Origin of the sequence: Parahoeflea olei, from assembly GCF_001703635.1 — a bacterium.
In the GTDB taxonomy this organism is placed as follows: Bacteria; Pseudomonadota; Alphaproteobacteria; order Rhizobiales; family Rhizobiaceae; genus Hoeflea; species Hoeflea olei.
Genome location: NZ_LQZT01000012.1, coordinates 379120 through 404043, shown reverse-complemented (window position 1 = coordinate 404043; position 24924 = coordinate 379120). Strand labels below are relative to the sequence as shown.

Genomic DNA, 24924 nt, shown 5'->3' with positions numbered 1-24924 from the left:
GCAAAAGGGGACCGCCGCCCTCACGGCAGCGGTCCGTGCATTCAGCCCGAACTCAGGAGGCCCGCTTGATCAGGTGCGGCAGGAGCGCGCCCGAGGCATGCGGGGTCACCGACACGCCCGAGACATGCAGGATCGGCTGCACATACTGCAGAAGCGGGATCACCAGCGCGTTGTCGGCAATGTACTTGTCGACCGCCTTCCAGCCGGCGATGCGCTTGTCCTCGTCGGCTTCGCCCCAGAGCGGGCCGATCATGTCGATCAGGTCCTGGCCGTCCCAGACCGAGTGCGGCGACGGGCCGAACATGGCAAAGCCGGTCGAGGTGGTCGGATCGCCCACCGAGTTGCCCCAGTTGTAGAAGGCCGCCGGCGCCAGCTGGTCGGCGGCGCGCAGCTCGTAGTGCTTGGCGATCTCGTAGACCTCGATCTCCGCCTCGATGCCGATCTTGCGCCACAGTCCTACGATGGCCTGTACCATCTCGTAGTCCTTCGGCTTGAAGCCGCGCGTGGTCTGGATCTTGAACTTGACCGGGTTTTCCGGCGAGAAGCCGGACTCGGCCAGCAGTTCCTTGGCCTTTTCGGGATCGTAGGGCACCTTGATCGACGCGTCATAGGCCGAATATTCCGGCGTCTGCAGCGTGTCGATGGCGACGCCGTAGCCCGACAGCAGCCGGTCGATGATCAACTGCTTGTCGATCGACATGGCCGCGGCCTTGCGCACATTCGCGTCCAGCATCGGATCGACATCGTTGATGAAGATCATGCCGATATCGGAGATCGGGATCGCGGTGCCCGAAATCTTGTCGCCGCCCTTGAGCCGGTCATACTCCTCATAGGGCATTTCCAGCGTCACATGCGAATTGCCGGATTCGATCTCGGCCACGCGGCTCGCCGCATCGGTCACGAACTTGATGGTGACGGTCTCGAAGTCGGGCTTGCCGCCCCAGTAGTTGGGGTTGGCCTTGAGCCGCACGAAGGCGTTGCGCTCGAACTTGTCGACCATGTAGGGGCCGGTGCCGATGGGAGCGGCCTCGAACCCGTCGGCGCCCACCTTCTCGTAATAGGCCTTGGGCAGCACATAGCCGGTGAGGAAGTACATCCACTTGAAGATGGTCGGCTCGAAGCGGGCGACATCGGCCGTCACCATGTTGCCTTCGGCCTTGATGTTGGCGAGCGTCGACCAGACGAACTGGATCGGGTTGCCGGTCTTCTCGTCGGCGGCGCGGGTGAGCGACCAGGCCACGTCTTCCGCCGTGAACGGCGAGCCGTCATGCCAGGTCACGCCCTCGCGCACGGTCATCATCACCTTGGTTTTGTCGTCGTTCCAGCCCCATTCGGTGATCAGCCCCGGCGCCGGCGACAGGTCGGGCTTCTGCAGGATGAACTGGTCGAACACCGACTGGTAGATGCCCTGGATGGTGGGATTGACCGCCGAAGGACCCACCGTCGGGTCCCAGGAGGGAAGATTGACGTTGTAGGCGATGACGAGTTCGTCAATGCCCTGCGCCAGCGCCGGCCCCGCAAACATGCCGAGCGCCAGAGCCGCCGTGGTGCCCTTGAGCACCGTGCGACGCGAAATATGTGTCATGCCGTTCTCCCTTGTATGCTTCGTTGAGCTGAACTTCACCTGCCGCCCAGTTTCCGGGCCAGCATGTATCCTGCCCCCACCCCGGTGCCCGCTCCCGGCCAGACGCTGGCGCCGGTGATGTGCAGGCCCTCGACAGGGGTCTTTCCCGAGGCGTGGCCCAAGGCCGGACGGAACAGGAAATTCTGAGAAAGATGGTGGCTTCCCGCCACCTGGTCGCCGCCAACGAGGTTCGGGTTGTCGGCCTCGAGATCGAGCGGCGACACCACCTTGCGGCCGAGGATCTTGGCCTTCAGTCCCGGCGCATGGCGCTCGATCATGGCGATCGCCCGGTCGGCATAGGCCTCCTTGACCTCCTGCCAGTCGGTCCCGGCGATCTCGCCGGCCGCATCGCCGCGGATCTCGGCGGGTGCCATGCGCACCTGTACCCACAGCACATGCTTGCCGGCGGGCGCGCGGGAGGGATCGACCGCGGTCGGCTGGCCCACCACCAGCACCGGCTCGTCGGGAAGAAGCCCCGCCACCGCCTGCTGGTAGGTGCGCGCCATCTGGTCGAGCGAGGGGGCGATGTGGACATAGGCGAAGGACTTGAGGTCTTCCGATGCGCGCCAGTCCGGCAACCCGTCGAGCGCGAGATGGATCATCATCGTGCCCGGCGCGTGCGAAAACGCCTTCATCTTGCCGTCGAAACCGGCATCGCCCGACGCGCCGCCCAGAAGCTTCATCAGCCCCGAAGGCGCGACATTGGCGATCACCGCCTTGCGGGCCTTGATCCTCGTGCCGTCGGCAAGTTCGACCCCGGTGGCCTTGCCGCCCTCGCGGATCACGCTTGCGACGGACTGGCCGCAGTGGATCTCGCCGCCGAGTTGCTCGATACGCTTGGAGAGCGCGCGCGTCACCGTGTCGGCGCCGCCCTTGCCGATCACCATGCCGAAGGCCTGGTTGGCCATGGATTCGAGATAGGGAAACACCGCGCCGCCGGCGATATCGGGCGCGCAGTCGAGATGCATGCCCCAGGCGCCGAGGGTTGCCCGGACCTCTTCACTCTCGAAACTCTCGGTCAGAAACCGGCGCGGCGAGGACAGCAGCAGACGCGTCAGTTCCGCCGTCCAGGCAAAGCCCTTGCGGAACAAGGCCTTGGCCAGAAGCCGACCTTGTATATGCATTTGCATGGGATTTCCGAGCAGCGCGAAGATATATTCGGCCTTCTCGGGGAACGTCGTGCAGAGCCGATCCCAGGCCCTGGCATCGGCTTCGGAAAATCCCGCAATGCGGGCGCGGGTTTCGCCCGGACCCGTGCTGACGCCAAGCCATTTCCCGTTCTCGAAGACGCTGGCAAAGCAGTTTGCGGCCGGCGCGAACTCCAGCCCGCACTTCACCAGATCCTCGCCATGCGCCTTGAAAAACCCGGATCCCGCGAACATGCTGAGATTCATCGCCGCCCAATCGTGGCGAAACCCCGGCTCGGTGAGCTCCAGCGTCTTGACGGCACCGCCGGCAATCCCGGCCTGCTCGAACACGCCGACGCGCCAACCCTTTGCACCCAGCTCGACCGCACAGGCCAGACTGTTGACACCTGCGCCAACAATGATTGCATCGAACTCTTGCTGCACAGCTTCCGGTCTCCGTTCGATATTTATAATTGCAAATGCATATTATTCTGTCTAGCATCTATTTATCGCAATCAAACATCCCGCTGGCCGGGATTGAGACCGAAACCATAACTGTGCCCGAAAAGGGGGGATCAATCGATGAACGCTTCAGAAACACTTGGAAATCTCGCCGCGATGCTGCTGAGCGGAAAGGTTGAGGTCGTCGACCTGTCAGGTTCGCTCGGCCCGGACACGCCGCTGCTCAAGCTGCCGCCGGAACTGGCCAAGGACACACCCAAGATCGAAGTCCACAAGATCTCCGAATATGACAATGACGGGCCGTTCTGGGCCTGGAACTGGCTCAAGATCGGCGAACATTCCGGAACTCATTTCGACGCGCCGCACCACTGGATCACCGGCAAGGACTATTCGGACGGCTACACCGACACGATCGCGCCGCAGAATTTCGTGGCCCCGGTCAATGTCATCGACTGCTCGGCGGAAGTGGCCAAGAACCCCGACTTCCTGCTCGACGCCGCGGGCGTGAAGGCCTGGGAAGCCGAGCACGGCGAGATCAAGCCGGGCGAATGGGTGGTGATGCGCACCGACTGGGATGCCCGCGCCGGCGACGAGGACGCCTATCTCAATGCCGACGAGACCGGCCCGCATTCGCCCGGACCGACTGTCGACTGCATCCAGTACATCCTGTCCAAGGGCGCGATCGGCTGGGGCACCCAGTGCATCGGCACCGATGCCGGCCAAGCCGGCGGCATGGAGCCCCCCTTCCCCGCCCACAACCTGCTGCATGCGGCCAACAAATACGGTCTCGCCTCGCTCGCCAACCTGAGCAAGCTGCCGCCCAAGGGCGCAGTCCTGATCGCCGCGCCGCTGAAGCTGGTCAAGGGCACCGGCAGCCCGATCCGCGCCATGGCGCTGGTCGCCCGCGCGTAACCGCGCCCAGGGCGCACCGGAGACCAGGACGATGGCTCAGTATGACCACATCATCGTGGGCAGCGGCATCAATGCGCTCGTTGCCGCGGCCATGCTGTCGGCCAAGGGCAACCGCGTGCTCGTGCTCGAGCGCGCGGACCGCTTCGGCGGCTGCATGCGCACCGACGAGATCACGCTGCCGGGCTTCCATCACGATGTGATGGCCGCCACCTTCGTCCTGTTCCTGACTTCTCCGGCCCATGCCGCGCTCGGCGCCGACCTGGCGCGGCACGGGCTCGAATTCTGCCACACGCCGCATCCCACGGCGGTCTTGCGGCCCGACGGTTCGTCGCTGGTGCTGTCCACCGACCGTGCCGCCAACATCAAGGCCTTCAACGCACTCGCCCCCGGCGACGGCGACCGCCATGGCGCCGATGTCGGTGCGATCGAGGCCGACGCGCCGTTCCTGTTCGCGCTGCTCGGCGGCGAATTGTGGAGCTGGCCGACGGCGAAGCTGCTTGCCGGCCAGGCCTGGAAGCGCGGCCTCAAGGGCCTTGCCGCCTGGGTCGGCCAGTCGCTCAGGCCGATGCGCGCCTGGTTGGAAACGAGCTATGCCTCGCCGATGATCCAGGCGCTCTGGGCGCCCTGGGCACTGCACACCGGCCTCACCACCGAATCCGCCTATGGCGCGCAGATGGGCAAGGTCATCGCCTTCGCGCTCGAAGCCGCCGGCGCGCCCGTGGTCAAGGGCGGCTCCGGCCAGGCCGCAGCCGCCTTCAAGGCGCTGATCGAGGAAAAGGGCGGCGAGCTGCGCGCGGGCGCCGATGTCGACGAGGTTTTGACGCGCAACGGCCGCGCCACCGGCGTGCGGCTGGCCGACGGAACCGAAATCACGGCCTCCAACGTGATCTGCTCGGTCGCGCCGGGCCAGCTCTATGGCCGGCTGCTGCGCAATACCCCGGTCGCCAAGTCCGACGACGTCCAGACCGGCCTGCGCGAGTTCCGCCACGGCCGCGGCGATTTCCAGCTGCATTACGCCATTGACGGCCCGATCCGCTGGAAGACCAAGGGGCTCGACGACGTGGCGCTGATCCACCTCGCCGACGGCATCGATTCCGTGTCGAAGTCTTCCAACGAGGCCGAGCGCGGCATGCTGCCCGCAGCACCCACGATCTGCGTAGGCCAGCCGCACCGGCTCGACCCCAGCCGCTGCCCGGAGGGAAAATCCATTCTCTGGCTGCAGATCCCCGACGCGCCGCGCGTGCTCAAGGGCGACGCCGCCGGCGAGATCGCGACCGACGGCGTCTGGACCGATGCCGTGCGCGAGGCCTTCGCCGATCGCATCGAGGCGATTCTCGCAAGCCACATCGAGGGCTTTGGCGACAGCGTGCTCGCCCGCAAGGCCTATTCGCCGGCCGATCTCGAAGCGCTCAACGTCAATCTCGTGGGCGGCGATCCCTATGGCGGATCCTGTGCGCTCGACCAGTTCTTCATCTGGCGGCCCTTCGCCGGCAGCACCAACAACGCGACCGCGGTCGCCAATCTGCACCATATCGGCGCCTCGACCCATCCCGGGCCGGGCCTCGGCGGCGGATCGGGCTTCCTGCTTGCCAAGAGGCTTGGCGCATGACCGACACCAAACCGCCAGTCCCTGAAAAATCCGAACCGTATGAGCGGCTGGGCGAAATCGGCCTGTCGAACTTCGCACCCTACCTCATGAACCGGATCATGGGGCGCTACAACGCCAATCTGCGCCAGGAGATGAGCGGTCTGGGCCTGACCACGGCGAAGATGCGGGCGCTCGCGGTGCTTTCGGTGATCGACGCGCTGCCGATCACCGAACTTGCGGTCTACGCCGTGGTCGAGCAGTCCACACTCAGCCGCTCGCTCGAGCAATTGACCAATGACGGCCTGGTGCGGCGCGACCCCGATCCGACCGACAACCGCGTCACCCGCATCGCCATCACCGATGCCGGCCGCGCCGCCTTCGAGCAGCTCTGGCCGACCATGGCGCAGAACTATTCGCAGATGTTTGCCGGCATCACCGACGAGGAGCGCGCCGTCTTCGTCGAAACCCTCAAGAAAATGCTCAACAACATCCGCAAGCACAATTTCTAGCCCGCCCCCGACCGGTTTGCATGCCCGCCCCCCCTTGACACCTGGAGCAACGCAATGAAGCAAGTCGTTTTCGCCGCCGCAGCCCTGGCCGTGACCCTCGGGGTCGCTGGCGCCCATGCCGACACGCTTCCGGGCGTTCGGGGCATCAACCATATCGGTCTGACCGTTCCCGACATGGCCGAGGCCGAAAGCTTCTTCTCCGACGTGCTCGGCTGCGAGAAGGCCACCTCCTTCGGCCCGTTCCGCGACGACACCGGCAGCTTCATGCAGGATCTGCTCGATGTCGATCCGCGCGCGGTCGTTCAGCAGATCACGCTGATGCGCTGCGGCTTCGGCAGCAATATCGAGCTGTTCTCCTATGAGGCCCCCGACCAGCAGACGGTGCGGCCGAAAAACAGCGACATCGGCGGCCACCACATCGCCTTCTATGTCGACGACATCGACGCGGCCGCCGCCTATTTCAAAGACAAGGGCATCCGCACGCTGATGGGGCCGTTCCCGGTCAACGAAGGCCCGGCCGCCGGCCAGACGATCCTGTATTTCTTTGCGCCCTGGGGCCTGCAGATGGAGGCGATCTCCTTCCCCGGCGGCATGGCCTACGAGAAGGACGGCGGCCCGGTGCTGTGGTCCAACACCGATCCGGCCAAATAGGCCGGGTTCAGACAAGACAGACAGAGGTTCACCATGGCCGAGCGTTCATTCGCCAAGGAAGTCCGGAAACTCAAGCTCGGTGAAGGCGAGACCTTCACCGGCGAAGGCATTCTGGCGCTGACCAAGGCACTCCTGGAAGCGGGCGTCGGCTATGTCGGCGGCTATCAGGGCGCGCCGATCAGCCATCTGATGGACGTGCTCGCCGACGCCGAGGAGATCCTCACCGAACTCGGCGTGCGCTACGAGGCCAATGCCTCCGAAGCGGCCGCTGCCGCCATGCTCGCGGCCTCCGTGCACTACCCGATCCGCGGCGCGGTCACCTTCAAGGGCCCGGTCGGCGTCAATGTCGCCTCCGACGCGCTCGCCAACCTCGCCTCCTCCGGCGTCACCGGCGGCGCGCTCGTCATCATCGGCGAGGATTATGGCGAAGGCTCCTCGATCATGCAGGAGCGCAGCCATGCCTTTGCGATGAAGTCGCAGATGTGGCTGCTCGATCCGCGCCCCAACCTGCCGTCCATCGTCCAGTCGGTGCAGCAGGGTTTCGAACTTTCCGAAGCCAGCAACACGCCGGTGATGCTGACCGTGCGCATCCGCTCCTGCCACGTGACCGGCAGCTTCGCCGCACGCGACAACAAGCGCCCGCCCTTCACCGTCAAGGATGCGCTCGCCAATCCGCGCAGCGATTATGCCCGCGTCGTGCTGCCGCCGATGTCCTATATCCAGGAGCACGACAAGATCGACAACCGCTGGCCCGCGGCGCTCAAACATATCCGCGAGCACAAGCTCAACGAGGTCTTCGGACCTGCCGACGGTCCTGTCGGCATCGTGCTGCAGGGCGGCATGTACAATGGCGTGATCCGCGCGCTGCAGCGCCTCGGGCTCGCCGACATCCATGGCGACACCGACATTCCGCTTTACGTGCTCAACGTCACCTACCCGCTGGTGCCTGACGAGTTCTTCGAGTTCTGCGAAGGCAAGTCGGCGGTGCTGGTGGTCGAGGAAGGCCAGCCCGAATTCATCGAGCAGGCCTTTGGCGCAGCGCTCTACAAATCCGGCCGCACCATTGCGCTGCACGGCAAGGACATGCTGCCGATGGCCGGCGAATATACCGGCCAGGTGATGCTCGACGGCATCGAGGCGTTCCTCAAGAAGGCCGCGCCCGAGATCCTTCCCGCCCGCCTGCGCGCGCCCAATTCCGAGCAGAAGCCGGCGCTGCCGGACCTCTCCAAGACCGTGCCGATGCGCCCGCCCGGGTTCTGCACCGGCTGTCCGGAACGGCCGATCTTCGCCGCCATCAAGCTCACTGAAATGGAGCGCGGCAAGCACCAGATCGCCGGCGACATCGGCTGCCACCTGTTTGCCTCGCTGCCGCCCTTCGAGATCGGCGGCTCGACCATGGGCTACGGGCTCGGCCCGGCCTCGAACGCCGCCTTCGACGGCGGCGGCGAGAAGCGTTCGATCTCGATCCTGGGCGATGGCGGCTTCTGGCACAACGGGCTGTCGTCCTCGATCGGCAACGCGGTCTACAACAAGTCCGACGGCGTCATCGTCATCGTCGACAATTTCTACTCCGCCGCCACCGGCGGGCAGGACATTCTCTCCTCGCGCGCCGACAACCCGTCCAAGGCCACCGGCCATCCGATCACGGATGCGGTCAAGGGCGTCGGCGTCAAATGGGTACGCCAGATCGACCGCACCTATGACGTGCCGAAGATGCGCAAGATCCTCGACGAGGCGCTGACGACCGACCATGTCGGGCCGAAAGTGATCGTCGCCTCCTCGGAATGCATGCTCAACCGCCAGCGCCGCGAAAAGCCGCTGATGGCCAAGGCCATCAAGGAAGGCCGCAGGGTGGAAAAGCCTCGCTTCGGCATCGACGAGGACGTGTGCACCGGCGACCACGCCTGCATCAGGCTCTCGGGATGTCCGTCGCTGTCCTTGAAGAAGCTCGACGATCCGCTGCGCGACGACCCGATCGCCAGCATCGACCAGAGCTGCGTGGGCTGCGGCAATTGCGGCGAGGTGGCCGATGCCGCCGTGCTCTGCCCCTCCTTCTACCGCGCCGACGTGGTGCACAATCCGGGCAAGCTGGAGCGCCTCTTCGGCGACTACCGCACCCGCATCATCACATGGCTGCAGCAGCGCCGCTCGCGCGGCCGCCTCGAATTCTCCCGGACCTGACCCGATGGCTAGCTCGACCTTCTCCCCTCTCAGCGCCAGACCGCATGATCCGGCCCTCGACGAGATCATCAAGCTCGCGATCATGGCCGTGGGCGGCCAGGGCGGCGGGGTGCTCACCAACTGGATCGAGGACTGCGCCCGCGCCAATGGCTACGCCGTGCAGGCGACATCGGTGGCCGGCGTGGCCCAGCGCACCGGCGCCACCATCTACTACATGGAGATGGCGCCCGCGCGCGAACGCCCTGCCGTCTTCTCGCTGCTGCCGGCGGCGGGCGACGTCGACATTCTCGTCGCCGCCGAAATGATGGAGGCGGGACGCGCGATCATGCGCGGGTTTGTCACGCCCGACCGCACCACGCTGATCGCCTCGTCGCACCGGGCGCTGGCGGTCTCTGAAAAGACCGTGCCGGGCGACGGCATCGCCGATTCCGAGGAAGTCGTCGCCGCGGCCGAAGTCGCCGCGCAGCGCTTCATCGCCTTCGACATGGAAAAGATCGCCGTCGACGCCGGCTCGATGATCTCGGCAAGCCTGTTCGGCGCGCTCGCGGGCTCGGGCGCGCTGCCCTTCGACCGCGCGAGCTTCGAGCAGGCGATCAGGGCCTCGGGCCGCGGCGTCGAGGCAAGCCTGCGCGCCTTCGCGGCTGGATTCGAGGGCGCCGCCCAGGGCCGCATCGAAACCCCGAAACCCGCCTCCACCGGACGCACGGCCGCCGACCGGCCCTCGGGCCCGGAGAAGCTGATCGCCGAATGGAATGCCCTGTCGCAACGCGCGGCAGCCCTGCCCGCCCCGGTGCGCGACATGGCGCTCACGGGTCTGCGCGCGGTGGTGGATTACCAGGATCTCGCTTATGGCAGGCAGTATCTCGACCGCGTCGAACAGGTGCTCGCCGAGGACGATCCCGCCCGCGACTACGAACTCACCCGGGAGGCGGCCAAATATATCGCCAAGGCCATGGCCTATGACGACGTGTTCCGCATCGCCGACATCAAGACCCGCGGCAGCCGCTTCGAACGCGTGCGCCAGGAAATCCGCCCCGCCGAGGGCGCGCAGATGCGGCTCACCGAATTCATGCATCCGCGCGCCGAGGAAATCGTCGGCATGATGCCGAGGTTCCTTGGCCGCTGGCTTTCATCGCGCGACGGTGCGATGCGGATGATCGACAAGCTCGTCAATCGCGGCCGTCGCCTGCGCACCGACCGGTTGCTCCCGTTCGGCCAGCTCTACGTGCTCGGGGGCTTGCGGACATTCCGGCGCGGCACGCTGCGCCACGCAATAGAGACCGAGCATCTGGAAAGCTGGCTCGCAAAGGCGCTGACCTATCGCCGCGTCGACTACCAGCTTGGCGTCGAGACGTTGCGCAACCGCCGGCTGGTCAAGGGCTATTCCGACACCCATGCGCGCGGGCTTTCGAAATTCGACCGGGTGATGGACGGGGTTGCCCTGCTTGCCGGCCGCGACGACGCCGCGCACTGGTGCCGGCTGTTGCGCGAAGCGGCGCTGGCCGACGAGAAGGGCGAGCAGCTCGAAGGCGCCCTCAAGACCGTGCGCTCCTTCGCCGGCCAGAGCGAGACCGCGCTGCAGAACTGACCGCCTGCGCCGGAACAGACCACGCCCCGGGCGCGCCGCAAGCTCTTGCGACGGCAGTTGTCGCACCTGATCGCGGCCCGGTCGGCCTGTCGCCGACAATCGGGCGGTGATCAAAACTGGCCGGACGGAGAAAATGTGCTAGAGCATCCCGCGGCCGGGCGGACTTGCCGGACACGGACGGGGTCACCAGGCCTCGCCCACCCTTGACATAGCGGGAGCCTGCATGAGTCGAAAACTGCCGCCCCTCACCTGGCTCCGCTCGTTCGAGGCCTCGGCGCGCAGCCTGAGCTTCACCCAGGCCGCCTCCGAGCTGAACCTGACCCAGGCGGCAGTCTCCAAGCAGGTCAAGCTGCTCGAGCACTATCTCAGCGAACAGCTGTTCATCCGCAACCCGCGCAGCCTTGAGCTGACCCGCACCGGCGAGGCCTATCTGCCCAAGGTACGCGACTGCTTCGACCGGCTGGCTGCGGGAACCGACGAGGTGTTCGGTCGGCGGCGCAGCGAAATGCTGACCATCCGCTGCATGGTCGGCTTTTCCGTCAACTGGCTGGCGCCGCGGCTGCCAAGGTTCATGGCGCGGCATCCCGGCCACCCGATCCGCATCATCTCCAGCGTCTGGGGCGACGAGTTCGACAAGAAGCACATCGATTTCGACATTCGCTATGGCACCGGCAAATGGCCGGGGCTCACCGCGCGGCGCCTGACCCGGGAAACCATCACCCCGGTCTGCAGCCCGGCCCTGCTCGAAGGTGACGCGCCGATCCGCAGGCCCGAAGACCTGGCGCGGCATCCGCTGCTGCATGTGCTCGGCTATGAGGAAGGCTGGGGTCTGTGGCTCAAGGCGGCCGGCGTCGATGGCCGCGTCGACCAGGGCCACGGCCTGCATTTCGACACCTCGCTGATTGCCTTCGAGGTTGCGGCCAAGGGCGGCGGCGTCGCGCTCGGGCGGCCGTCGATGGCCGAAGAGGCACTCGCGTCGGGCCGGCTCGTGGCCCCCTTCGATCTGGCGGTGCCGGTCAACGAGGCGTTTTTCCTGATCACGCCGCCCGGGGATCTGCCACACCCCGATGCCGCCCTATTCCGCGACTGGCTGATCGAGGAGGCGGAGCTTGCCTTCCCCGATCCAAAAGGCGATAAGCGCGGCGGAGAGGACGACCTCCCCCTTTCGGGATGACAAGCCGGGACGACCCGGCGCTGGAAAGGGAACGCCATGCGCAGCACCAGCGACCGGATTCGCCACGCCCTGAGCTTCGAGATCATCGCGCTCGCCCTGGTCACGCCACTGGGCGCCTGGATCTTCGGACTGCCGCTCGGCGAGATCGGCCTCGTGGCCGCCGTCAGCGCCACCGTCGCCACCGGCTGGAACTACCTCTACAATCTCCTGTTCGACCATGCCCTGATGCGGCTCACCGGCCACGTCCGCAAGTCGCTGGCCGTCCGGTTCCTCCATGCGATCCTGTTCGAAGGCGGCCTCCTGGTGGTGCTGCTGCCGTTCATCGCCTGGTATCTGGGCGTCAGCGTGATCGAGGCCTTCGTGATGGACCTGTCCTTCGCGGGCTTCTACCTGGCATATGCCTTCGTCTTCAACTGGGTCTACGACCTCGTGTTCCCGGTGCCTGCGCCGCTGCCCGCTCCCGGAGAATGATGGCCCGCACCCGCAACGCCCCGCAACACCGCTTCCAGGAGCCGAAAAGGCCGCGGATCGCTCCGCGGCCTCGTAAAGTCGTATGAGGGAGGCCTGCGATCAGGCGAACCACCAGCGTTCGGCGATCTTGTTGCCGTCGCTCTGCCAGTTGGCCGCGACCTTTTCGTCATGGACCAGCGACTTGGAATGGGCGTGGATGAAATTGGCCCACATGCCGACAATGGCGCCGCCATCGTCCTGCAACAGCTTCTGCGCTTCCCAGTACTGGTCCTTGCGCTTGGCCTCGTCGGTTTCCGAGCGCGCCATGACGACGAGTTCGTTGAACCGATCGGCGGCAGCCCCTTCCTTCCAGGCGGTGTCGTTCCACTCGGTTTCGGCGGTGTAGGCCGAGGTATACATCCAGTCCTGGGTCGGACGACCGCCCCAGTAGCAGGCAGACCAGGGCTTCTTGTTCCACACGTTCGACCAGTAGCCGTCGGAGGGCTCGCGCACGATCTCGACCTCGATGCCGGCTTCGCGCGCCGAGGCGGCAATCAGTTGCACGGCATCCATGGCGCCGGGAAAAGCCGCATCCGAGGACGACAGCTGGAGCGTGCCCGAATGGCCGGACTTCTTGTAGTGGAAGGCCGCCTTGTCGGCATCGAACTCGTGCACCGGAAGCTCGGTGTTGAAAAACGGCATCGATTCGTTGACCGGCACGTCGTTGCCGGCCTTGCCGTGGCCGAGCAGGATCTTGTCGACCAGTTCCTGCCGCTTGATCGCGTATTTGAGCGCCATGCGCAGGTCGTAATTGTCGAACGGCGCCGCATTCACCCGCATCGGGAAGGTGTAGTGCTGGGTGCCGGTGGTCTCGAAGATCTGCACCGTCGGCACGCGGCCGAGCAGCGCCACGGTCTTGGCATCGACATTGTCGATGAAATCGACATCGCCATTCATGACCGCATTCTGGCGGGCGGTGGTGTCGGACAGGGTGATGAACTCGACCTCATCGAAATGCGCGCGGCCTTCCTTGAAGTAGTTCGGATTGCGCTTGCCGATGGTGCGCACACCCGGCTCGAAGGTTTCGATGATGTAGCCGCCGGTTCCGATCGGGCTGTTGGGGTCGTCGATCTTGCCGTCGACCGAAGGCATGATCATGATGTGGTAGTCGGAGACGATGAAGGGGAAGTCGGCATTGCCGCCGTCGAGTTCGAAGATGATGCGGTTGTCGCCGTCCTTCTTGATGTCCTCGATGCCCACCAGCAGGCCCTTGGCGGCGGATTTCGAGTTTTCATCGCGGTGATAGTTGAAGGTGGCGATCACGTCGTCGGCGGTCATGGTCTTGCCGTTGTGGAACTCCACGCCCTGGCGCAGGTTGAAGACCCAGGTCTTGGCGCCGTTCGACGGCTCGAAACTCTCCGCAAGCTCGGGAATGAGCGTGCCGTCATTGTTGATCTCGGTCAGCTGGTTGCCGCGCGCATAGATGATCGCCTGGGTCAGGCCGTTTTCCGAAGTGCCCGCATCGAGCGTGTCGGTGGTCGACCCGTAGGACGTCCCCAGGCGCAGCTTGCCGCCCTTCTTGGGCGTGGCGGCAAGTACATTCGTCGCCAGCGTCAGTGCCGACGGAACCGCAATGCCGGCGGCGATGGCGGACTTGATGAACTGCCGTCGATCAATCTGCCCCTGGCTCAGCCAGCGCGCCTGTTTCCTGAGATACTCGTCTTTCATGTCAACCTCCGTTTCCATACCCGATTTATCGTTGTTCGTTGAAACCGTGCCCCTGCACATGTCGGACCTATCCTGTCTGCTTGAAGGTCATTGTCAACCGCAGGCCCCGGATTGGATGATACTGCGAGCCGCGCCGCCCCATGGTCAAAAAATGTAGGGGCAATGCATGTTTCAACGTTATGGAAAGCGGCGTTCAGGCCCGAAACCCGCCACCCTGAATTGAAACTTCCGCAGATCCCGGCCGGCGCGCGACCTGTCCCGGCGTCAAATGCGGGCCGGCCGGTTTACAAATGTGGCGCAAGCGCCAACAATGCGGACCTTGCATCCGGCCCGGCGACCGCCTGTCCGGGCAATCCAAAAAAGGTGACCACAAGATCATCTCGATACCAGGGGGACTCGCGCTTGAACGCGGTGCTGGCGACAATACTGAAACGCCTGGGGCTCGGCATTGCCACCCTGTTCGTCGTTTCTGCGATCATCTTCAGCTCCATTTCGATGCTTCCCGGCGACTTCGGCCAGAGCGTGCTCGGCCAGTCGGCCACCAAGGAAACGGTTGCCGCCTTCCGCAAGGAACTCGGCTTGGACAAGCCCGCACCGGTCCGCTATTTCGAGTGGCTCGGCGCGGTGCTCAAAGGTGACCTGGGGACCTCCTTTTCGGGCCGCAACGCCTCCGGCCAGGACCGCTCGCGCAAGGTCAGCGACCTGGTGATGCCGCGGCTGTGGAACACGCTGTTTCTGGCGGGCGTCACCGCGGTGATCGCCGTGCCGCTGGCGCTGTTTTTGGGCCTGACCACCGCGCTTTATCGCAATTCGGCCTATGACCGGACCGTCAATGCGGCAACGCTGACGACGATCTCGACGCCCGAATTCTTCGTCGCCTATATCCTCATCCTGCTGCTCGCCTCGCTGTGGCCGGTGTTCCCGTCGCTCGCCAATGTCGACGCCTCCACCGGGCTCGGAGAGCGGCTCTACCGGGTCGCCCTGCCCGCGCTCACGCTCACGCTGGTGATCGTCGCGCACATGATGCGCATGACCCGCGCCGCCATCATCAACCTGCTTGCCAGCCCCTATATCGAGATGGCCCGGCTCAAGGGCGCCTCGCGCTCCGAAATCATCTTGAAGCACGCGCTGCCCAATGCCTGGGCACCGATCGCCACCGTGATCGCCTTCAACCTCGCCTATCTGGTGGTGGGCGTCGTCGTGGTCGAGGTGGTGTTCGTCTATCCCGGCATCGGCCAGCTGATGGTCGACGCGGTGACCAGCCGCGACATTCCCGTGGTCCAGGCCTGCGCGCTGATCTTCGCGGCCACCTACATTCTCCTCAACCTGACCGCCGACATCATCGGCATCGTCACCAACCCGCGACTGTTGCACCCCCGATGACCGAGCAATCCGAGACCTATTCAGCCACCGCGGAGGTGGGCGCGGTCCGCAAGCGCCGGACCCGCGCGGAGCGCGCCTGGCTCCTGCTCAAATCCGCCCCGCCCAGCGCCTGGTTCGGAATGGTCGTCGTCTGCCTCTACATCCTGGTCGCCATCTTCGCCGACGTGATCGCCCCCTATGGCGAGGCCCAGATCCATCCGGTGCCGTTCGCCCCCTGGGGCGGCGACTTCATGTTCGGAACCGACCAGATCGGCCGCGACGTGCTCACCCGGCTGATCTACGGCGCGCGCAACACCATGGGCATCGCGCTCGCGACCACCTTCCTGTCCTTCCTGATCGGCGGCGGCCTGGGCCTGGTGGCCGCCATCAACCGCTCATGGCTCGACCAGCTGCTGAGCCGCATGGTCGACGTGCTGATGGCGATCCCGAGCCTGATCTTCGCGCTGATGCTGCTGTCGATCTTCGGCTCGTCGGTCACCAGCCTGATCATGATCATCGCGGTGCTCGATTCGACCCGCGTCTTCCGCCTCACCCGCTCGGTCGCCGTCAATGTCGCGGTGATGGACTATGTCGAGGTGGCCAAGCTGCGCGGCGAAGGACTGGGCTGGATCATGCGCCGCGAGATCCTGCCCAACATCATGCCGCCGCTGGTGGCCGAATTCGGCCTCCGCTTCTGCTTCGTGTTCCTGACGATTGCCGCACTGTCGTTCCTGGGCGTCGGCATCCAGCCGCCCACGGCCGACTGGGGCTCGATGGTGCGCGAGAACGCGTCCCTGATCCAGTTCGCGAAATACGACCTGACGGCGGCCATCACGCCGCTGTTGCCCGCCGCCGCGATCGCCCTGCTCACGGTGGCCGTCAACTTCATCGTCGACTGGTTCCTGCACAAGACGAGTGGATTGCGCGATGACCGCTGACCCCAACCAGCCGGGTGCACCCGGCGACATCCTGCTCGAGATGCGTGACGTGCGCATCGACGGGTTTTCCGACGAGCGCTGGCATCCGATCATCAAGGGCGTCGATCTGACACTGAGGCGCGGCGAGGTCCTGGGCCTGATCGGAGAATCCGGCGCGGGCAAATCGACCCTCGGCAAGGCCGCCATGGGCTACACCCAGCCCGGCTGCAAGATCGTCGGCGGCACGATCCGCTTCGACGGGATCGATCTGGTCAAGGCCAGGGACGCCGAAAAGCGCAAGCTGTGGGGCACGCGCATCGCCTATGTGGCGCAGTCGGCGGCGGCCTCCTTCAATCCCGCCCATCGGCTGATCGACCAGACCGTGGAAGCCGCGACCCGGCGCGGCATCCGGCCCGACGCCGACTCGCGCGCCGATGCGGTCGAGCTGTTCCGGCAGCTGCAGCTGCCCAATCCCGAAACCATCGGCAACCGCTATCCGCACCAGGTTTCGGGCGGCCAGCTGCAACGGGTGATGACGGCGATGGCGATGTCGCCGCGCCCGGACCTGATCATCTTTGACGAGCCCACCACCGCGCTCGACGTCACCACCCAGGTCGAGGTGCTCGCGGCGATGCGCAGCATCGTCGACGAATTCAACACGGCGGCGATCTACATCACCCACGACCTGGCCGTCGTTGCGCAGATGGCAGACACCATCAAGGTGCTCCGGTTCGGCGAGGAGGTCGAGGAGGCGCCGACCCGGGACATGCTGGAGCGCCCCAAGGAAACCTATACCCGCTCGCTGTGGTCGGTGCGGGCGCTGGAAAAGCCCGAGGTCAAGAGCGAGGACATCGTGCTGTCGATCGATCATGTCGATGCCGCCTACGGACCCTTCAAGGTGCTGCACGATGTCACGATCTCGATCCCGCGCGGCCGCACCGTCGCCGTGGTCGGCGAATCGGGCTCGGGCAAGTCGACCACCGCGCGGGTGATCACCGGCCTGTTGCGGCCGGAGGTTGGCAGCGTGTCTTTCAACGGCGAGCCGCTGCCGGCAAGCCTCAAGGACCGCTCCAAGGACCAGTTGCAGCGCATCCAGATGATCTACCAGATGGCCGACACGGCCATGAACCCGCGCCAGACCGTGTTCGACATCATCGCCCGGCCACTCGAATTCTATCTCGGGCTGAAGGGCAAGGCGCGCGAGGACCGCGTCGTCGAGCTTCTGAAAATGATCGAACTCGACGAGAGCTTCATGGACCGGCTGCCCTCCGAGCTCTCCGGCGGCCAGAAGCAGCGCATCTGCATCGCCCGCGCGCTGGCCGCCAATCCCGAGGTGATCATCTGCGACGAGGTCACCTCCGCGCTCGACCAGATCGTGCAGGAAGGCATCCTCAAGCTGCTTCTGAGGCTCCAGAAGGAGTTCAACATCACCTATCTGTTCATCACCCACGACATCGCCACGGTGAAGGCGATTTCCGACGAGATCGTGGTGATGCACCGCGGCCGGGTGGTGGAACAGGGGCTCAAAAGCGAGATCCTTTCGCCGCCCTTCCCGGACTACACCAGGCTGCTGTTGTCGTCGGTTCCGGAAATGGACCCGGACTGGCTCACGGACCTGCTGGCGGGCCGCGAGAGCCGGGATCCCGCCTGACCGGACCTGCCTGACCGTGCGGGCCTACCTCCCGGAGAGGAGCGCGGGCAGATCGGCCACCGAACCGATCATCACATCGGCGATGTCGCCCAGCGTTGCGGGCGTGCCCGTGCCCGAGAGAACGCCGACCGCGAGACCCGCCCCGGCCGCCCGCGCCATGTCCATGTCGTGTTTGTTGTCGCCGACCATGGCGATGTCGGCGGGTTTCAGCCCCAGATGCGTGGCAAAGGCCGCGATCATGCCGGGCTCCGGCTTCGGCCCGTGACCGCTGTCATAGCCGGCGACGAAGCTGATATGTGCGGATATCCCCAAAACCTCGACCGTGCGCCGGATCCCGGCCTCGCCATCGCTCGAGGCGATGCCCATGGCGTAGCCCGCCTCGCCGAGCGCACCCAGCAGCGCTCCGAGATCGCAGATCGGCCAGGGCGATTCCGCGCCCTCGACAAAGGCCGCGTCGAGCAGCCGGCCGAGCTCATCGGCCTGAACCGGGCTGCCATGGGCGACCATGTGTTTCGCGATCTCGGCCGCATTGGCGGCGGCAAACATGCTGTCGGCCCGGGTCTTGCCGGACACCGGGTCCATGCCGCAGGCCACGAGCAGGCGCTCGGCCAGGTCGGCATCCCCCCGGGCGGCGATCTCGGCCACCTTGCGGTTGACGGGCGCCCAGGTCCGATCAAAATCGACCAGCGTTCCGTCCTTGTCGAACAGGATCGCCTTCACGGGGGCAACGGATTTGCGTGTCATGGTTCTGCTTTCCGGTTTGACAGCTGATGTGCCCCGCGCTTCCATGCAGGTCAACACCTGAGCGCGCCGGTTTCCTGATCGCCGCGCCCGAGCCGAAAGGATATCTCGCTGCGCCCTGCCCCCTATGACACGCTGATCGACGCGGAAACCTGGGCCTTTGTCGACGCCTCAGCCGCCCATTACGGCGAAGACGCGGCCGCGCTCGATGTCGCAGGCCAGCGCCGGCTCTATGATGGCCTGTGCCGCGCCTTCGATGCCGGCCGACCTTCAGGCGTCGCGGTCGAAGACAGTGCCATCGCCGGCCCCGCCGGGCCCATCCCGCTGCGCAGCTACATGCGGTCTTCCGCAGAACCGCTTGGGATCGTTCTCTATTACCACGGCGGCGGCTATGTTCTGGGCGGGCTCGACAGCCACGACAGCATCTGCGCGGAAATCTGCGCCACTACGGGATACACGGTGATCTCGGTCGATTACCGTCTCGCGCCCGAGCACCGCCATCCCGCCCAGTTCGAGGACGCCCTGGCGGCATTCCGCGCCATCGCCGGGGCATCAAGCCTGCCGCTGGTGCTCGCGGGCGACAGCGCCGGCGGAAATCTCGCCGCTGCGGTCTCCTGGGCCACGCGTACGGATTTGCTAAAGCCGGCGGGCCAGGTGCTGATCTATCCGGCGCTCGGCGCGGACCTGACACGCGGCACCTTCGTGACCCACGCCAACGCGCCGATGCTGACCACCGCCGACATGCGCCTCTACGACGAATTGCGCGCGGGCGGCACACCGCCAACCGGCGACCCGAGCTTCACGCCGCTTGCCGCCGACACCTATGCGGGTCTACCGCCCACGCTGGTCTTCACCGCCGAATGCGATCCGCTTTCGGGCGACGGCCCGGTCTACTGCGCCCGCATCACCGAGGCCGGCGGACAGGCCCGCTGCATCGAGGAAAAGGGTCTGGTGCACGGCTATCTGCGCGCCCGCCACAGCGTCGCCCGCGCCCGCGACAGCTTCGGCCGCATCGTGGACGGCATCGCCGCGCTCGGACGGGGCAACTGGCCCGGCTGACGCCCCGCCCCCGGATCAGACGAAACGCCGTTCGATCCGCTCGTCCCAGCTTCTCTCAAAGAATGTCTCGCCGTCATTGATGACGGTGAGCGTCCCGCTCACATAAAACCAGTCCCGGTCGCAGCGCATGCTCATCTCCGCCACCGTGCGCCAGCGCCAGTCGCCGCGCCCGCCGGTCTGCTCCCAGGTGATCTCCGACGTGGCCGACAGCGGGTCGTCGGGATGGATCGACCAGCGCTCCCGCGTCACGCTGCCCGAGATCAGGCCATGTTCGAGATCCCGGTTTTCGCCGGCATCGCTGACGATTGCGGTGGTGACCACCCCCGTCTCCGCATCCCTGTCAACGCGGTGGCTGTAGGCTCCGGGCCTGAGCACCTCGTGCCGCCAGGAGGCCGCGCCCACAGGCTTTTCGAAGCCGCACTCGTCGGCGCCGGCCTGCAGCGTCCGGCAGGGCAGCGCGAGCATGCCGTCGTCGATCGTCAAGATCGCAGCCTCCGCCGCGGGCCAGATGAACGGCCAATAGGCGGTCGAGATCGCCACCCGCAGCCGGTGCCCTTCGGGAATCCGGTAGGCGATCTGGTCGAGTGTGACAGTCACCGGGACCGTTTCGCCGGGCACGAGCGGTTCCGGGGCTTCGCTCGAGTTGCGATGGGACAGGTTGAGCACGCCCATCGTGATCAGCGCCGAGCTGCCGTCAGGCCGCAGGTCGCAGAGCCGCACCGCCAGCTGCGCCATCGGCTTGTCCGCCCTGACCTGCAGCGTCACGCGCGGCGCGCCGACGATGTCGAGCGGTGCAGACAGCTCGGCACCATCGAAACAGGCCGATATATCAGGCGGTGATCGAAGCCGCCCATGCCTTTGATCGGGGCTGTAGGCAAAGGGGAAATACTCCCCCGCCTGGCTGCCGCAGTCGGCAGGCGAGTTGACCGCCACCGGTGCCGACATGACCGCCTCTCCCAGCGTGCCATCTCCCAGATGCAGCGTGCGGACGGCAACATTGGGCGACGGCCAGTGGTCTTCGGCGATCCAGCGGCCCGGGCGTGCATCGACCCAGCGTGCGGGTGCAATGCTGTCCATCAGCCAGGCCCGATAGGCCGGAAGCTCGTCCGCGCCGGTGTCGATGCCCTTGAGCCAGCGGTCCCACCAGCGTTTGGCCTCCTGCAGGAAGCCGATGCGCGGCTCGGGACCGGCATAATGCGGATATTTGTGGATCCAAGGCCCGACGAGGCCCTTGACCGGCGCCTTAATGTTTTCGACCAGATGCGAGATCGTGTTGCGGTAGCCGTCATGCCAGCCGCCGATCGACAGCACAGCCGCTTCGATCGCCCCGTAATCCTCGCAGACCGATCCGTGCCTCCAGTAGGCGTCGCGGGTCTGCCGCGTGATCCACTCGCGCGCCAGGAACGGCATCGCCTCCAGCCGGGCGCGCCACATCTCGCGCCATGTCCCGCCCACGAGCAGCGGATCGGGCGGCCGCGAGGAATAGGAGAGCATCGTGGCGGCCCATCCGAAGTTCTCGCCCAGCAGGCAACCGCCCTTGAAATGGATGTCGTCGGCGAAGCGGTCCACGGTCGAGCAGATGGTGATGATCGCCTTCAGCGCCGGCGGGCGCAGGCTCGCGACCTGCAGCGAATTGAAACCGCCCCAGGAAATGCCCATCATCCCCGCCGTGCCCGAGCACCAGGGCTGGGCGGCTGCCCAGGCGATCACGTCACAGGCGTCCTGCAACTCCTGCGGCGTGTATTCGTCGTCCATCAGGCCTTCCGAATCGCCATTCCCCCGCATGTCGACGCGGATGCAGGCATAGCCCTGGCCCGCCATCCACGGATGGCTCAGGCAATCGCGCACGATCGTTCCGTCGCGCTTGCGGTACGGCAGATGCTCGATGATCGCCGGCACCGGGTCGTCGGCCGCGTCCTTGGGCATCCAGATCCGGGCCGACAGCCGGCAGCCGTCGGGCATGACGATCGCCTGATCCTCGATCTCGATGATGTCACGCGCGAACGCGGTTTGCGTTTCCGGCATGAATGAGGCCATGACGAGTTCTCCCGGTGTCTGCCTGCCGGCAGCCTGTCATGGCCGGCGCGGCAGGCGCAACCGCCGCAGGCGGATTTCGGACACAAATAGGTCTGATGACCACCACCCGCCCTCGCCGACAGCGCCGCGCCCCGCATGCCGTCGAGCAGCAGGCTGGCAGAGATGTCAGGCCGTGGCGATCCGGTCGAGATCGGCTCGGGTTTCGCCCGAATACCGGATCAGTTCCTCGGCATCGATCAGCTGGAAATGCCTGGCATTGATGTTGCGGATCACCTTGGCGCGCGACAGCGTCTGGATGTTGCGGCTCAGCGTTTCCGGGGTCGTTCCGAGATAATCGGCAATGTCGCGCCGGCTCAGCGGAACATGCACGATGTCGGGCGCGTCCGCGCCATGCCGGATCTGGTTGCCGGCCCGCTTGGAGAACACATAGAGCAGCGTGGCCACACGCTGCATGGTGGTATGGCCATTGGTGATCGCCGCCCACTCCCGGACGGCGTCGAGTTCGTCGAGCTTGGCCTTGAGCATCTCGTGCTCGATCAGCGGATGCGCGAACAGATAGCGCTCGAAGGCCACGCGGTTGATCGTGCACAGCGTCACATCCGTCGCCGCCTCGTAGGATAGCCGCGATTCATCGGCAAACAGGCGGCCGAAGAAATCGGACGGGAACAGCAGCCCGACGATATGGTCGTCGCCATTGACCGAGGTGCTCGAGAGCTTGACCACGCCGTCGATGATGTTGCCGACGATCTCGCAGGTCTCGCCCTGCGCCTGGATCACGCTTCCGCGCGGAAATGTCTTTTGATGGGTTATGCGGTTGAGCTGCGCCAGGTCTTCGGCCGTGCCCGCGCTGCAGATCGAGCGATGATAAATGACACAGTTCGGGCTCTTGCCACACACGCAGGACTGCTGCAGAGCCTCATTCATGTCCCGCCCCCGTTCCGGGTTGCGCCGCAAGCCCGGGCCGCGCGGAGCGACACGCTGGCAGATGGCGGTTAGACGACGGCGGCAGCCCCGGATGCCGCGCCTTCATCGTCTCAGGGCCCTTGGCAGCGTGGCCGGTTCCTCGCCGAGGTCGGCACGGCCATGCATTTCCGCCAGGATCAGGCGCACATCGAGATCGCTGACCGGATCGAAGGCCGCATAGTGAACGCCGACCCCGTCGAAATGAAACGGGGTGTCGAGACACACGATATCGTCGACAAGCCGCTCGAACTCCGCGAGCACATGCGCGGGCGCGATCGGCAAAGCCAGCACCACCCGCCGCACCGCCTGTTCGCGCAGCACATGCAGCACCGCCCGCAGCGTGGCGCCCGTCACGGCCCCGTCATCGACCACCACCGCGGTCTTGCCGGTGACCCGGACGGGAGGATGGTCTGCGACATAGGTTTTGTAGCGCCGCCCGAGCTCGGACAGCGTCCTGTGCGTGAGGGCCGCCCGGCGCTCGGCGTCGAGACCCAGCCTTTCGATGCTGTCGCGAGTGAAGCTCAGGCGCAGTTCGCGGCCGTCGCTGACAACCCCGAGCGCCACGTCTTCGCGCCCGGGAACGGCGACCCGGCGCACCAGCACCACATCGAACGGCAGGCTGAAGGCCAGTGCGATCTCGCGCGCAACAGGCAGTCCGCCGCGCGGCGGGGTGATCACCACCGTCGATGCCCTGTCGAAACTCGGCAGCCTTTCGGCCAGCATCCGCCCGGCATGACCGCGATCAGAAAAAAACACGATGGCTCCTCCGAAACTTCACCGCAGTGCCGGAAAGCTACACCACTCGCACAGGTATACCTTGACCCTGGTCAACCGACCTCGCCGCGAGCGGCCCGGATAGGCCGGAACAGCCCCGAAACTGCGCGGCACAAGGTCGCGGCGCGCCTCCGGGCGGCCCTTTTGCCGCAGATTTCCGTCAGGCGGAGACGCGAAACGCGTCGAGCGCCGCCGGAAGCTCCATCAGCGATGAAATCACCCGGTCCGCGCCGAGATTGTCGACCGGAACCGTGGTGTAGCCGCCGCGCACCGCAAAGCCGGCGATTCCCGCGGCCTTTGCCGCATCGATGTCGGCGGGGCTGTCGCCCACCATGACGGCATTGCCGGTGCCCGTCCGCAACTGTTTGAGGGCATGAAGCAGCATGTCGGGCGCGGGTTTTCGCGCGGGGCCGGTGTCGCCGCCGACCACGGCATGGACATGGGACTGCAGCCCGAAATGCGAGAGGATCTCCCGCGTGAAGGCTTCCGGCTTGTTGGTCACGACCGCGATCCGCACACCCGCCATGTGATAGGCCACCACCATTTCCCGCGCACCGGGCATCAGCACCGTGCGGTTGGTGAGATGGCGGCCATAGATCCCCATCATCCGGTCGGTCGCCGCGTCGAGCGCATGACTGTCGAGCGCCTGTCCCGCGGCCCGGTAGGCACGCTCGACCAGCTTGCGCACGCCGTTTCCGATCATCGCGCGCACCGCGTCGAGCGACTGCGGCGGCAGGGCGTCCCCTGCCAGCAACTCGTTGACGGCATTGGCCAGGTCCGGCACGGAATCGATCAGCGTGCCGTCGAGATCGAACAGCAGGGCGCGCGGCCAGTTCACGCCGCGCCCCGGCGAGGATCGCGTCACGACGCGTCCTTCCATTTGATCGAGCATCCCATCGATGCGATCTGCTCTTCCGGCCCCCTGCCGGTGCGGGCCACCTCGCGCATCGCCTCGTAGAGGTCGCGCCTCAGCCCGGCGGGTCCCGTCTCCTTGCGCGAGGCGTCCAGCCGGCCGCGATACTGCAGCTCCATCGTCCCGTTGAAGCCGAAGAAATCCGGCGTGCACACCGCACCCCAGCTTCTCGCCACCGACTGGTCCTCGTCGAAGAGATAGGGGAAGGGAAAGTCGTGCGCGGCGGCGAACTGCTTCATGTTCGCAAACGAATCCTCTGGATAGGCCTCGACGTCGTTGGACGAGATCGCCACGAAGCCGATGCCGAGATCGGCGAGATCATCGGCATCGCGGACGATGCGGTCGATCACGGCTTTGACATAGGGGCAATGGTTGCAGATGAACGCCACCACCAGCCCGTTCGGCCCGGCGAGATCGAGAATGTTGCGCGCCTGTCCGTCGACGCCGGGCAGGCGCGCGTCGACGGGTTTCCAGCCGAAGTCGCACAGCGGGGGAATGGCTGCCATGTCGCAG

The 24924-nt window shown here is 66.0% G+C and carries 21 protein-coding genes; 12 read left to right on the top strand and 9 right to left on the bottom strand.

From position 1 onward, the window contains the following. Positions 1-52 precede the first annotated feature (52 nt). A complete protein-coding gene (locus AWJ14_RS10440) occupies positions 53-1585 on the bottom strand; it encodes an ABC transporter substrate-binding protein (protein ID WP_066178175.1) in 1533 nt (510 codons plus the stop codon). Positions 1586-1620: 35 nt separating this feature from the next. Continuing rightward, positions 1621-3195, bottom strand: a complete 1575-nt coding sequence (locus tag AWJ14_RS10435) for a phytoene desaturase family protein (protein WP_066178173.1) — start codon at positions 3193-3195, stop codon at positions 1621-1623. A gap of 138 nt (positions 3196-3333) precedes the next feature. Here AWJ14_RS10435 and AWJ14_RS10430 point away from each other — a divergent pair, with 138 nt between their 5' ends. The 8 genes from AWJ14_RS10430 (at position 3334) to AWJ14_RS10395 (ending at position 12287) form a co-directional block, all read left to right on the top strand. Continuing rightward, entirely contained in the window at positions 3334-4125 is a 792-nt protein-coding gene (locus AWJ14_RS10430) for a cyclase family protein (RefSeq protein WP_066178171.1), read from the top strand. A 31-nt stretch (positions 4126-4156) separates the two neighbouring features. After that, positions 4157-5734 carry a phytoene desaturase family protein gene (locus AWJ14_RS10425; protein ID WP_066178169.1) on the top strand — a complete coding sequence of 526 codons (1578 nt, stop codon included), beginning with the start codon at positions 4157-4159 and terminating at the stop codon, positions 5732-5734. Continuing rightward, complete coding sequence (locus AWJ14_RS10420) at positions 5731-6222, top strand: MarR family winged helix-turn-helix transcriptional regulator (RefSeq protein WP_066178167.1); 492 nt, start codon at positions 5731-5733, stop codon at positions 6220-6222. The genes AWJ14_RS10425 and AWJ14_RS10420 overlap by 4 nt, the downstream gene beginning before the upstream one ends. Positions 6223-6276: 54 nt before the next feature. After that, complete coding sequence (locus AWJ14_RS10415) at positions 6277-6873, top strand: VOC family protein (protein ID WP_066178165.1); 597 nt, start codon at positions 6277-6279, stop codon at positions 6871-6873. Between the two features lie 33 nt (positions 6874-6906). Next, positions 6907-9054, top strand: a complete 2148-nt coding sequence (locus AWJ14_RS10410) for a thiamine pyrophosphate-dependent enzyme (protein ID WP_066178164.1) — start codon at positions 6907-6909, stop codon at positions 9052-9054. 4 nt (positions 9055-9058) lie between these two features. Beyond that, entirely contained in the window at positions 9059-10642 is a 1584-nt protein-coding gene (locus tag AWJ14_RS10405) for an indolepyruvate oxidoreductase subunit beta family protein (protein WP_066178162.1), read from the top strand. Positions 10643-10865: 223 nt separating this feature from the next. Next, positions 10866-11816: a transcriptional regulator GcvA gene (gcvA, locus tag AWJ14_RS10400; protein WP_066178160.1), complete on the top strand. Its 951-nt coding sequence runs from the start codon at positions 10866-10868 to the stop codon at positions 11814-11816. Positions 11817-11852: 36 nt separating this feature from the next. Then, complete coding sequence (locus tag AWJ14_RS10395) at positions 11853-12287, top strand: PACE efflux transporter (RefSeq protein ID WP_066178159.1); 435 nt, start codon at positions 11853-11855, stop codon at positions 12285-12287. A gap of 99 nt (positions 12288-12386) precedes the next feature. Here the strand turns inward: AWJ14_RS10395 and AWJ14_RS10390 are convergent, their stop codons facing one another. Continuing rightward, positions 12387-13994, bottom strand: coding sequence for an ABC transporter substrate-binding protein (locus AWJ14_RS10390; protein WP_066178648.1), 1608 nt, complete (start codon positions 13992-13994; stop codon positions 12387-12389). Positions 13995-14396: 402 nt separating this feature from the next. Between AWJ14_RS10390 and AWJ14_RS10385 the strand changes: the two genes are divergently transcribed. From AWJ14_RS10385 to AWJ14_RS10375, 3 genes are read left to right on the top strand one after another with little or no spacing between them, the layout of a single operon-like run. Next, positions 14397-15377 carry an ABC transporter permease gene (locus AWJ14_RS10385; RefSeq protein ID WP_066178158.1) on the top strand — a complete coding sequence of 327 codons (981 nt, stop codon included), beginning with the start codon at positions 14397-14399 and terminating at the stop codon, positions 15375-15377. After that, the gene (locus tag AWJ14_RS10380; RefSeq protein WP_066178157.1) at positions 15374-16294 is read left to right on the top strand and encodes an ABC transporter permease; all 921 of its coding nucleotides are present in this window, start codon (positions 15374-15376) and stop codon (positions 16292-16294) included. Before AWJ14_RS10385 ends, AWJ14_RS10380 begins: the two co-directional genes overlap by 4 nt. Next, positions 16284-17924, top strand: coding sequence for an ABC transporter ATP-binding protein (locus AWJ14_RS10375; RefSeq protein WP_066178156.1), 1641 nt, complete (start codon positions 16284-16286; stop codon positions 17922-17924). Before AWJ14_RS10380 ends, AWJ14_RS10375 begins: the two co-directional genes overlap by 11 nt. A gap of 24 nt (positions 17925-17948) precedes the next feature. Here the strand turns inward: AWJ14_RS10375 and AWJ14_RS10370 are convergent, their stop codons facing one another. Next, positions 17949-18668 (bottom strand): HAD family hydrolase, encoded by a 720-nt coding sequence (locus tag AWJ14_RS10370; protein WP_066178154.1) that lies wholly within the window; start codon positions 18666-18668, stop codon positions 17949-17951. A 333-nt stretch (positions 18669-19001) separates the two neighbouring features. Between AWJ14_RS10370 and AWJ14_RS10365 the strand changes: the two genes are divergently transcribed. Beyond that, positions 19002-19724 carry an alpha/beta hydrolase gene (locus AWJ14_RS10365; RefSeq protein ID WP_342587253.1) on the top strand — a complete coding sequence of 241 codons (723 nt, stop codon included), beginning with the start codon at positions 19002-19004 and terminating at the stop codon, positions 19722-19724. A gap of 15 nt (positions 19725-19739) precedes the next feature. Here AWJ14_RS10365 and AWJ14_RS10360 read toward each other — a convergent pair whose 3' ends face one another. The 5 genes from AWJ14_RS10360 to AWJ14_RS10340 all read right to left on the bottom strand — a co-directional run bounded on the left by AWJ14_RS10360 (position 19740) and on the right by AWJ14_RS10340 (position 24917). Beyond that, positions 19740-21761 (bottom strand): CocE/NonD family hydrolase, encoded by a 2022-nt coding sequence (locus AWJ14_RS10360; protein ID WP_083220170.1) that lies wholly within the window; start codon positions 21759-21761, stop codon positions 19740-19742. Between the two features lie 165 nt (positions 21762-21926). Beyond that, complete coding sequence (locus tag AWJ14_RS10355; RefSeq protein ID WP_066178152.1) at positions 21927-22685, bottom strand: Crp/Fnr family transcriptional regulator; 759 nt, start codon at positions 22683-22685, stop codon at positions 21927-21929. A gap of 102 nt (positions 22686-22787) precedes the next feature. Then, a complete protein-coding gene (locus AWJ14_RS10350) occupies positions 22788-23480 on the bottom strand; it encodes a phosphoribosyltransferase (protein WP_139112595.1) in 693 nt (230 codons plus the stop codon). A gap of 178 nt (positions 23481-23658) precedes the next feature. Then, positions 23659-24363, bottom strand: a complete 705-nt coding sequence (gene gph / locus AWJ14_RS10345; protein ID WP_245304209.1) for a phosphoglycolate phosphatase — start codon at positions 24361-24363, stop codon at positions 23659-23661. Then, on the bottom strand, positions 24360-24917 hold the full coding sequence (locus AWJ14_RS10340) for a thioredoxin family protein (RefSeq protein ID WP_066178148.1): 558 nt from the start codon (positions 24915-24917) through the stop codon (positions 24360-24362). Before AWJ14_RS10340 ends, gph begins: the two co-directional genes overlap by 4 nt. Between the last annotated feature and the right edge of the window lie 7 nt (positions 24918-24924).

What these genes read in the sequence shown, in the direction of transcription:
- AWJ14_RS10415 (WP_066178165.1), top strand. Translation starts at nt 6,277, where the DNA reads ATGAAGCAAGTCGTTTTCGCCGCCGCAGCCCTGGCCGTGACCCTCGGG.
- AWJ14_RS10425 (WP_066178169.1), top strand. Translation starts at nt 4,157, where the DNA reads ATGGCTCAGTATGACCACATCATCGTGGGCAGCGGCATCAATGCGCTC.
- AWJ14_RS10370 (WP_066178154.1), bottom strand. Translation starts at nt 18,668, where the DNA reads ATGACACGCAAATCCGTTGCCCCCGTGAAGGCGATCCTGTTCGACAAG.
- gcvA (WP_066178160.1), top strand. Translation starts at nt 10,866, where the DNA reads ATGAGTCGAAAACTGCCGCCCCTCACCTGGCTCCGCTCGTTCGAGGCC.
- AWJ14_RS10360 (WP_083220170.1), bottom strand. Translation starts at nt 21,761, where the DNA reads ATGGCCTCATTCATGCCGGAAACGCAAACCGCGTTCGCGCGTGACATC.
- AWJ14_RS10410 (WP_066178164.1), top strand. Translation starts at nt 6,907, where the DNA reads ATGGCCGAGCGTTCATTCGCCAAGGAAGTCCGGAAACTCAAGCTCGGT.
- AWJ14_RS10340 (WP_066178148.1), bottom strand. Translation starts at nt 24,917, where the DNA reads ATGGCAGCCATTCCCCCGCTGTGCGACTTCGGCTGGAAACCCGTCGAC.
- AWJ14_RS10375 (WP_066178156.1), top strand. Translation starts at nt 16,284, where the DNA reads ATGACCGCTGACCCCAACCAGCCGGGTGCACCCGGCGACATCCTGCTC.
- AWJ14_RS10395 (WP_066178159.1), top strand. Translation starts at nt 11,853, where the DNA reads ATGCGCAGCACCAGCGACCGGATTCGCCACGCCCTGAGCTTCGAGATC.
- AWJ14_RS10405 (WP_066178162.1), top strand. Translation starts at nt 9,059, where the DNA reads ATGGCTAGCTCGACCTTCTCCCCTCTCAGCGCCAGACCGCATGATCCG.
- AWJ14_RS10355 (WP_066178152.1), bottom strand. Translation starts at nt 22,685, where the DNA reads ATGAATGAGGCTCTGCAGCAGTCCTGCGTGTGTGGCAAGAGCCCGAAC.
- AWJ14_RS10430 (WP_066178171.1), top strand. Translation starts at nt 3,334, where the DNA reads ATGAACGCTTCAGAAACACTTGGAAATCTCGCCGCGATGCTGCTGAGC.
- AWJ14_RS10365 (WP_342587253.1), top strand. Translation starts at nt 19,002, where the DNA reads ATGCGGTCTTCCGCAGAACCGCTTGGGATCGTTCTCTATTACCACGGC.
- AWJ14_RS10390 (WP_066178648.1), bottom strand. Translation starts at nt 13,994, where the DNA reads ATGAAAGACGAGTATCTCAGGAAACAGGCGCGCTGGCTGAGCCAGGGG.
- AWJ14_RS10380 (WP_066178157.1), top strand. Translation starts at nt 15,374, where the DNA reads ATGACCGAGCAATCCGAGACCTATTCAGCCACCGCGGAGGTGGGCGCG.
- AWJ14_RS10440 (WP_066178175.1), bottom strand. Translation starts at nt 1,585, where the DNA reads ATGACACATATTTCGCGTCGCACGGTGCTCAAGGGCACCACGGCGGCT.
- AWJ14_RS10420 (WP_066178167.1), top strand. Translation starts at nt 5,731, where the DNA reads ATGACCGACACCAAACCGCCAGTCCCTGAAAAATCCGAACCGTATGAG.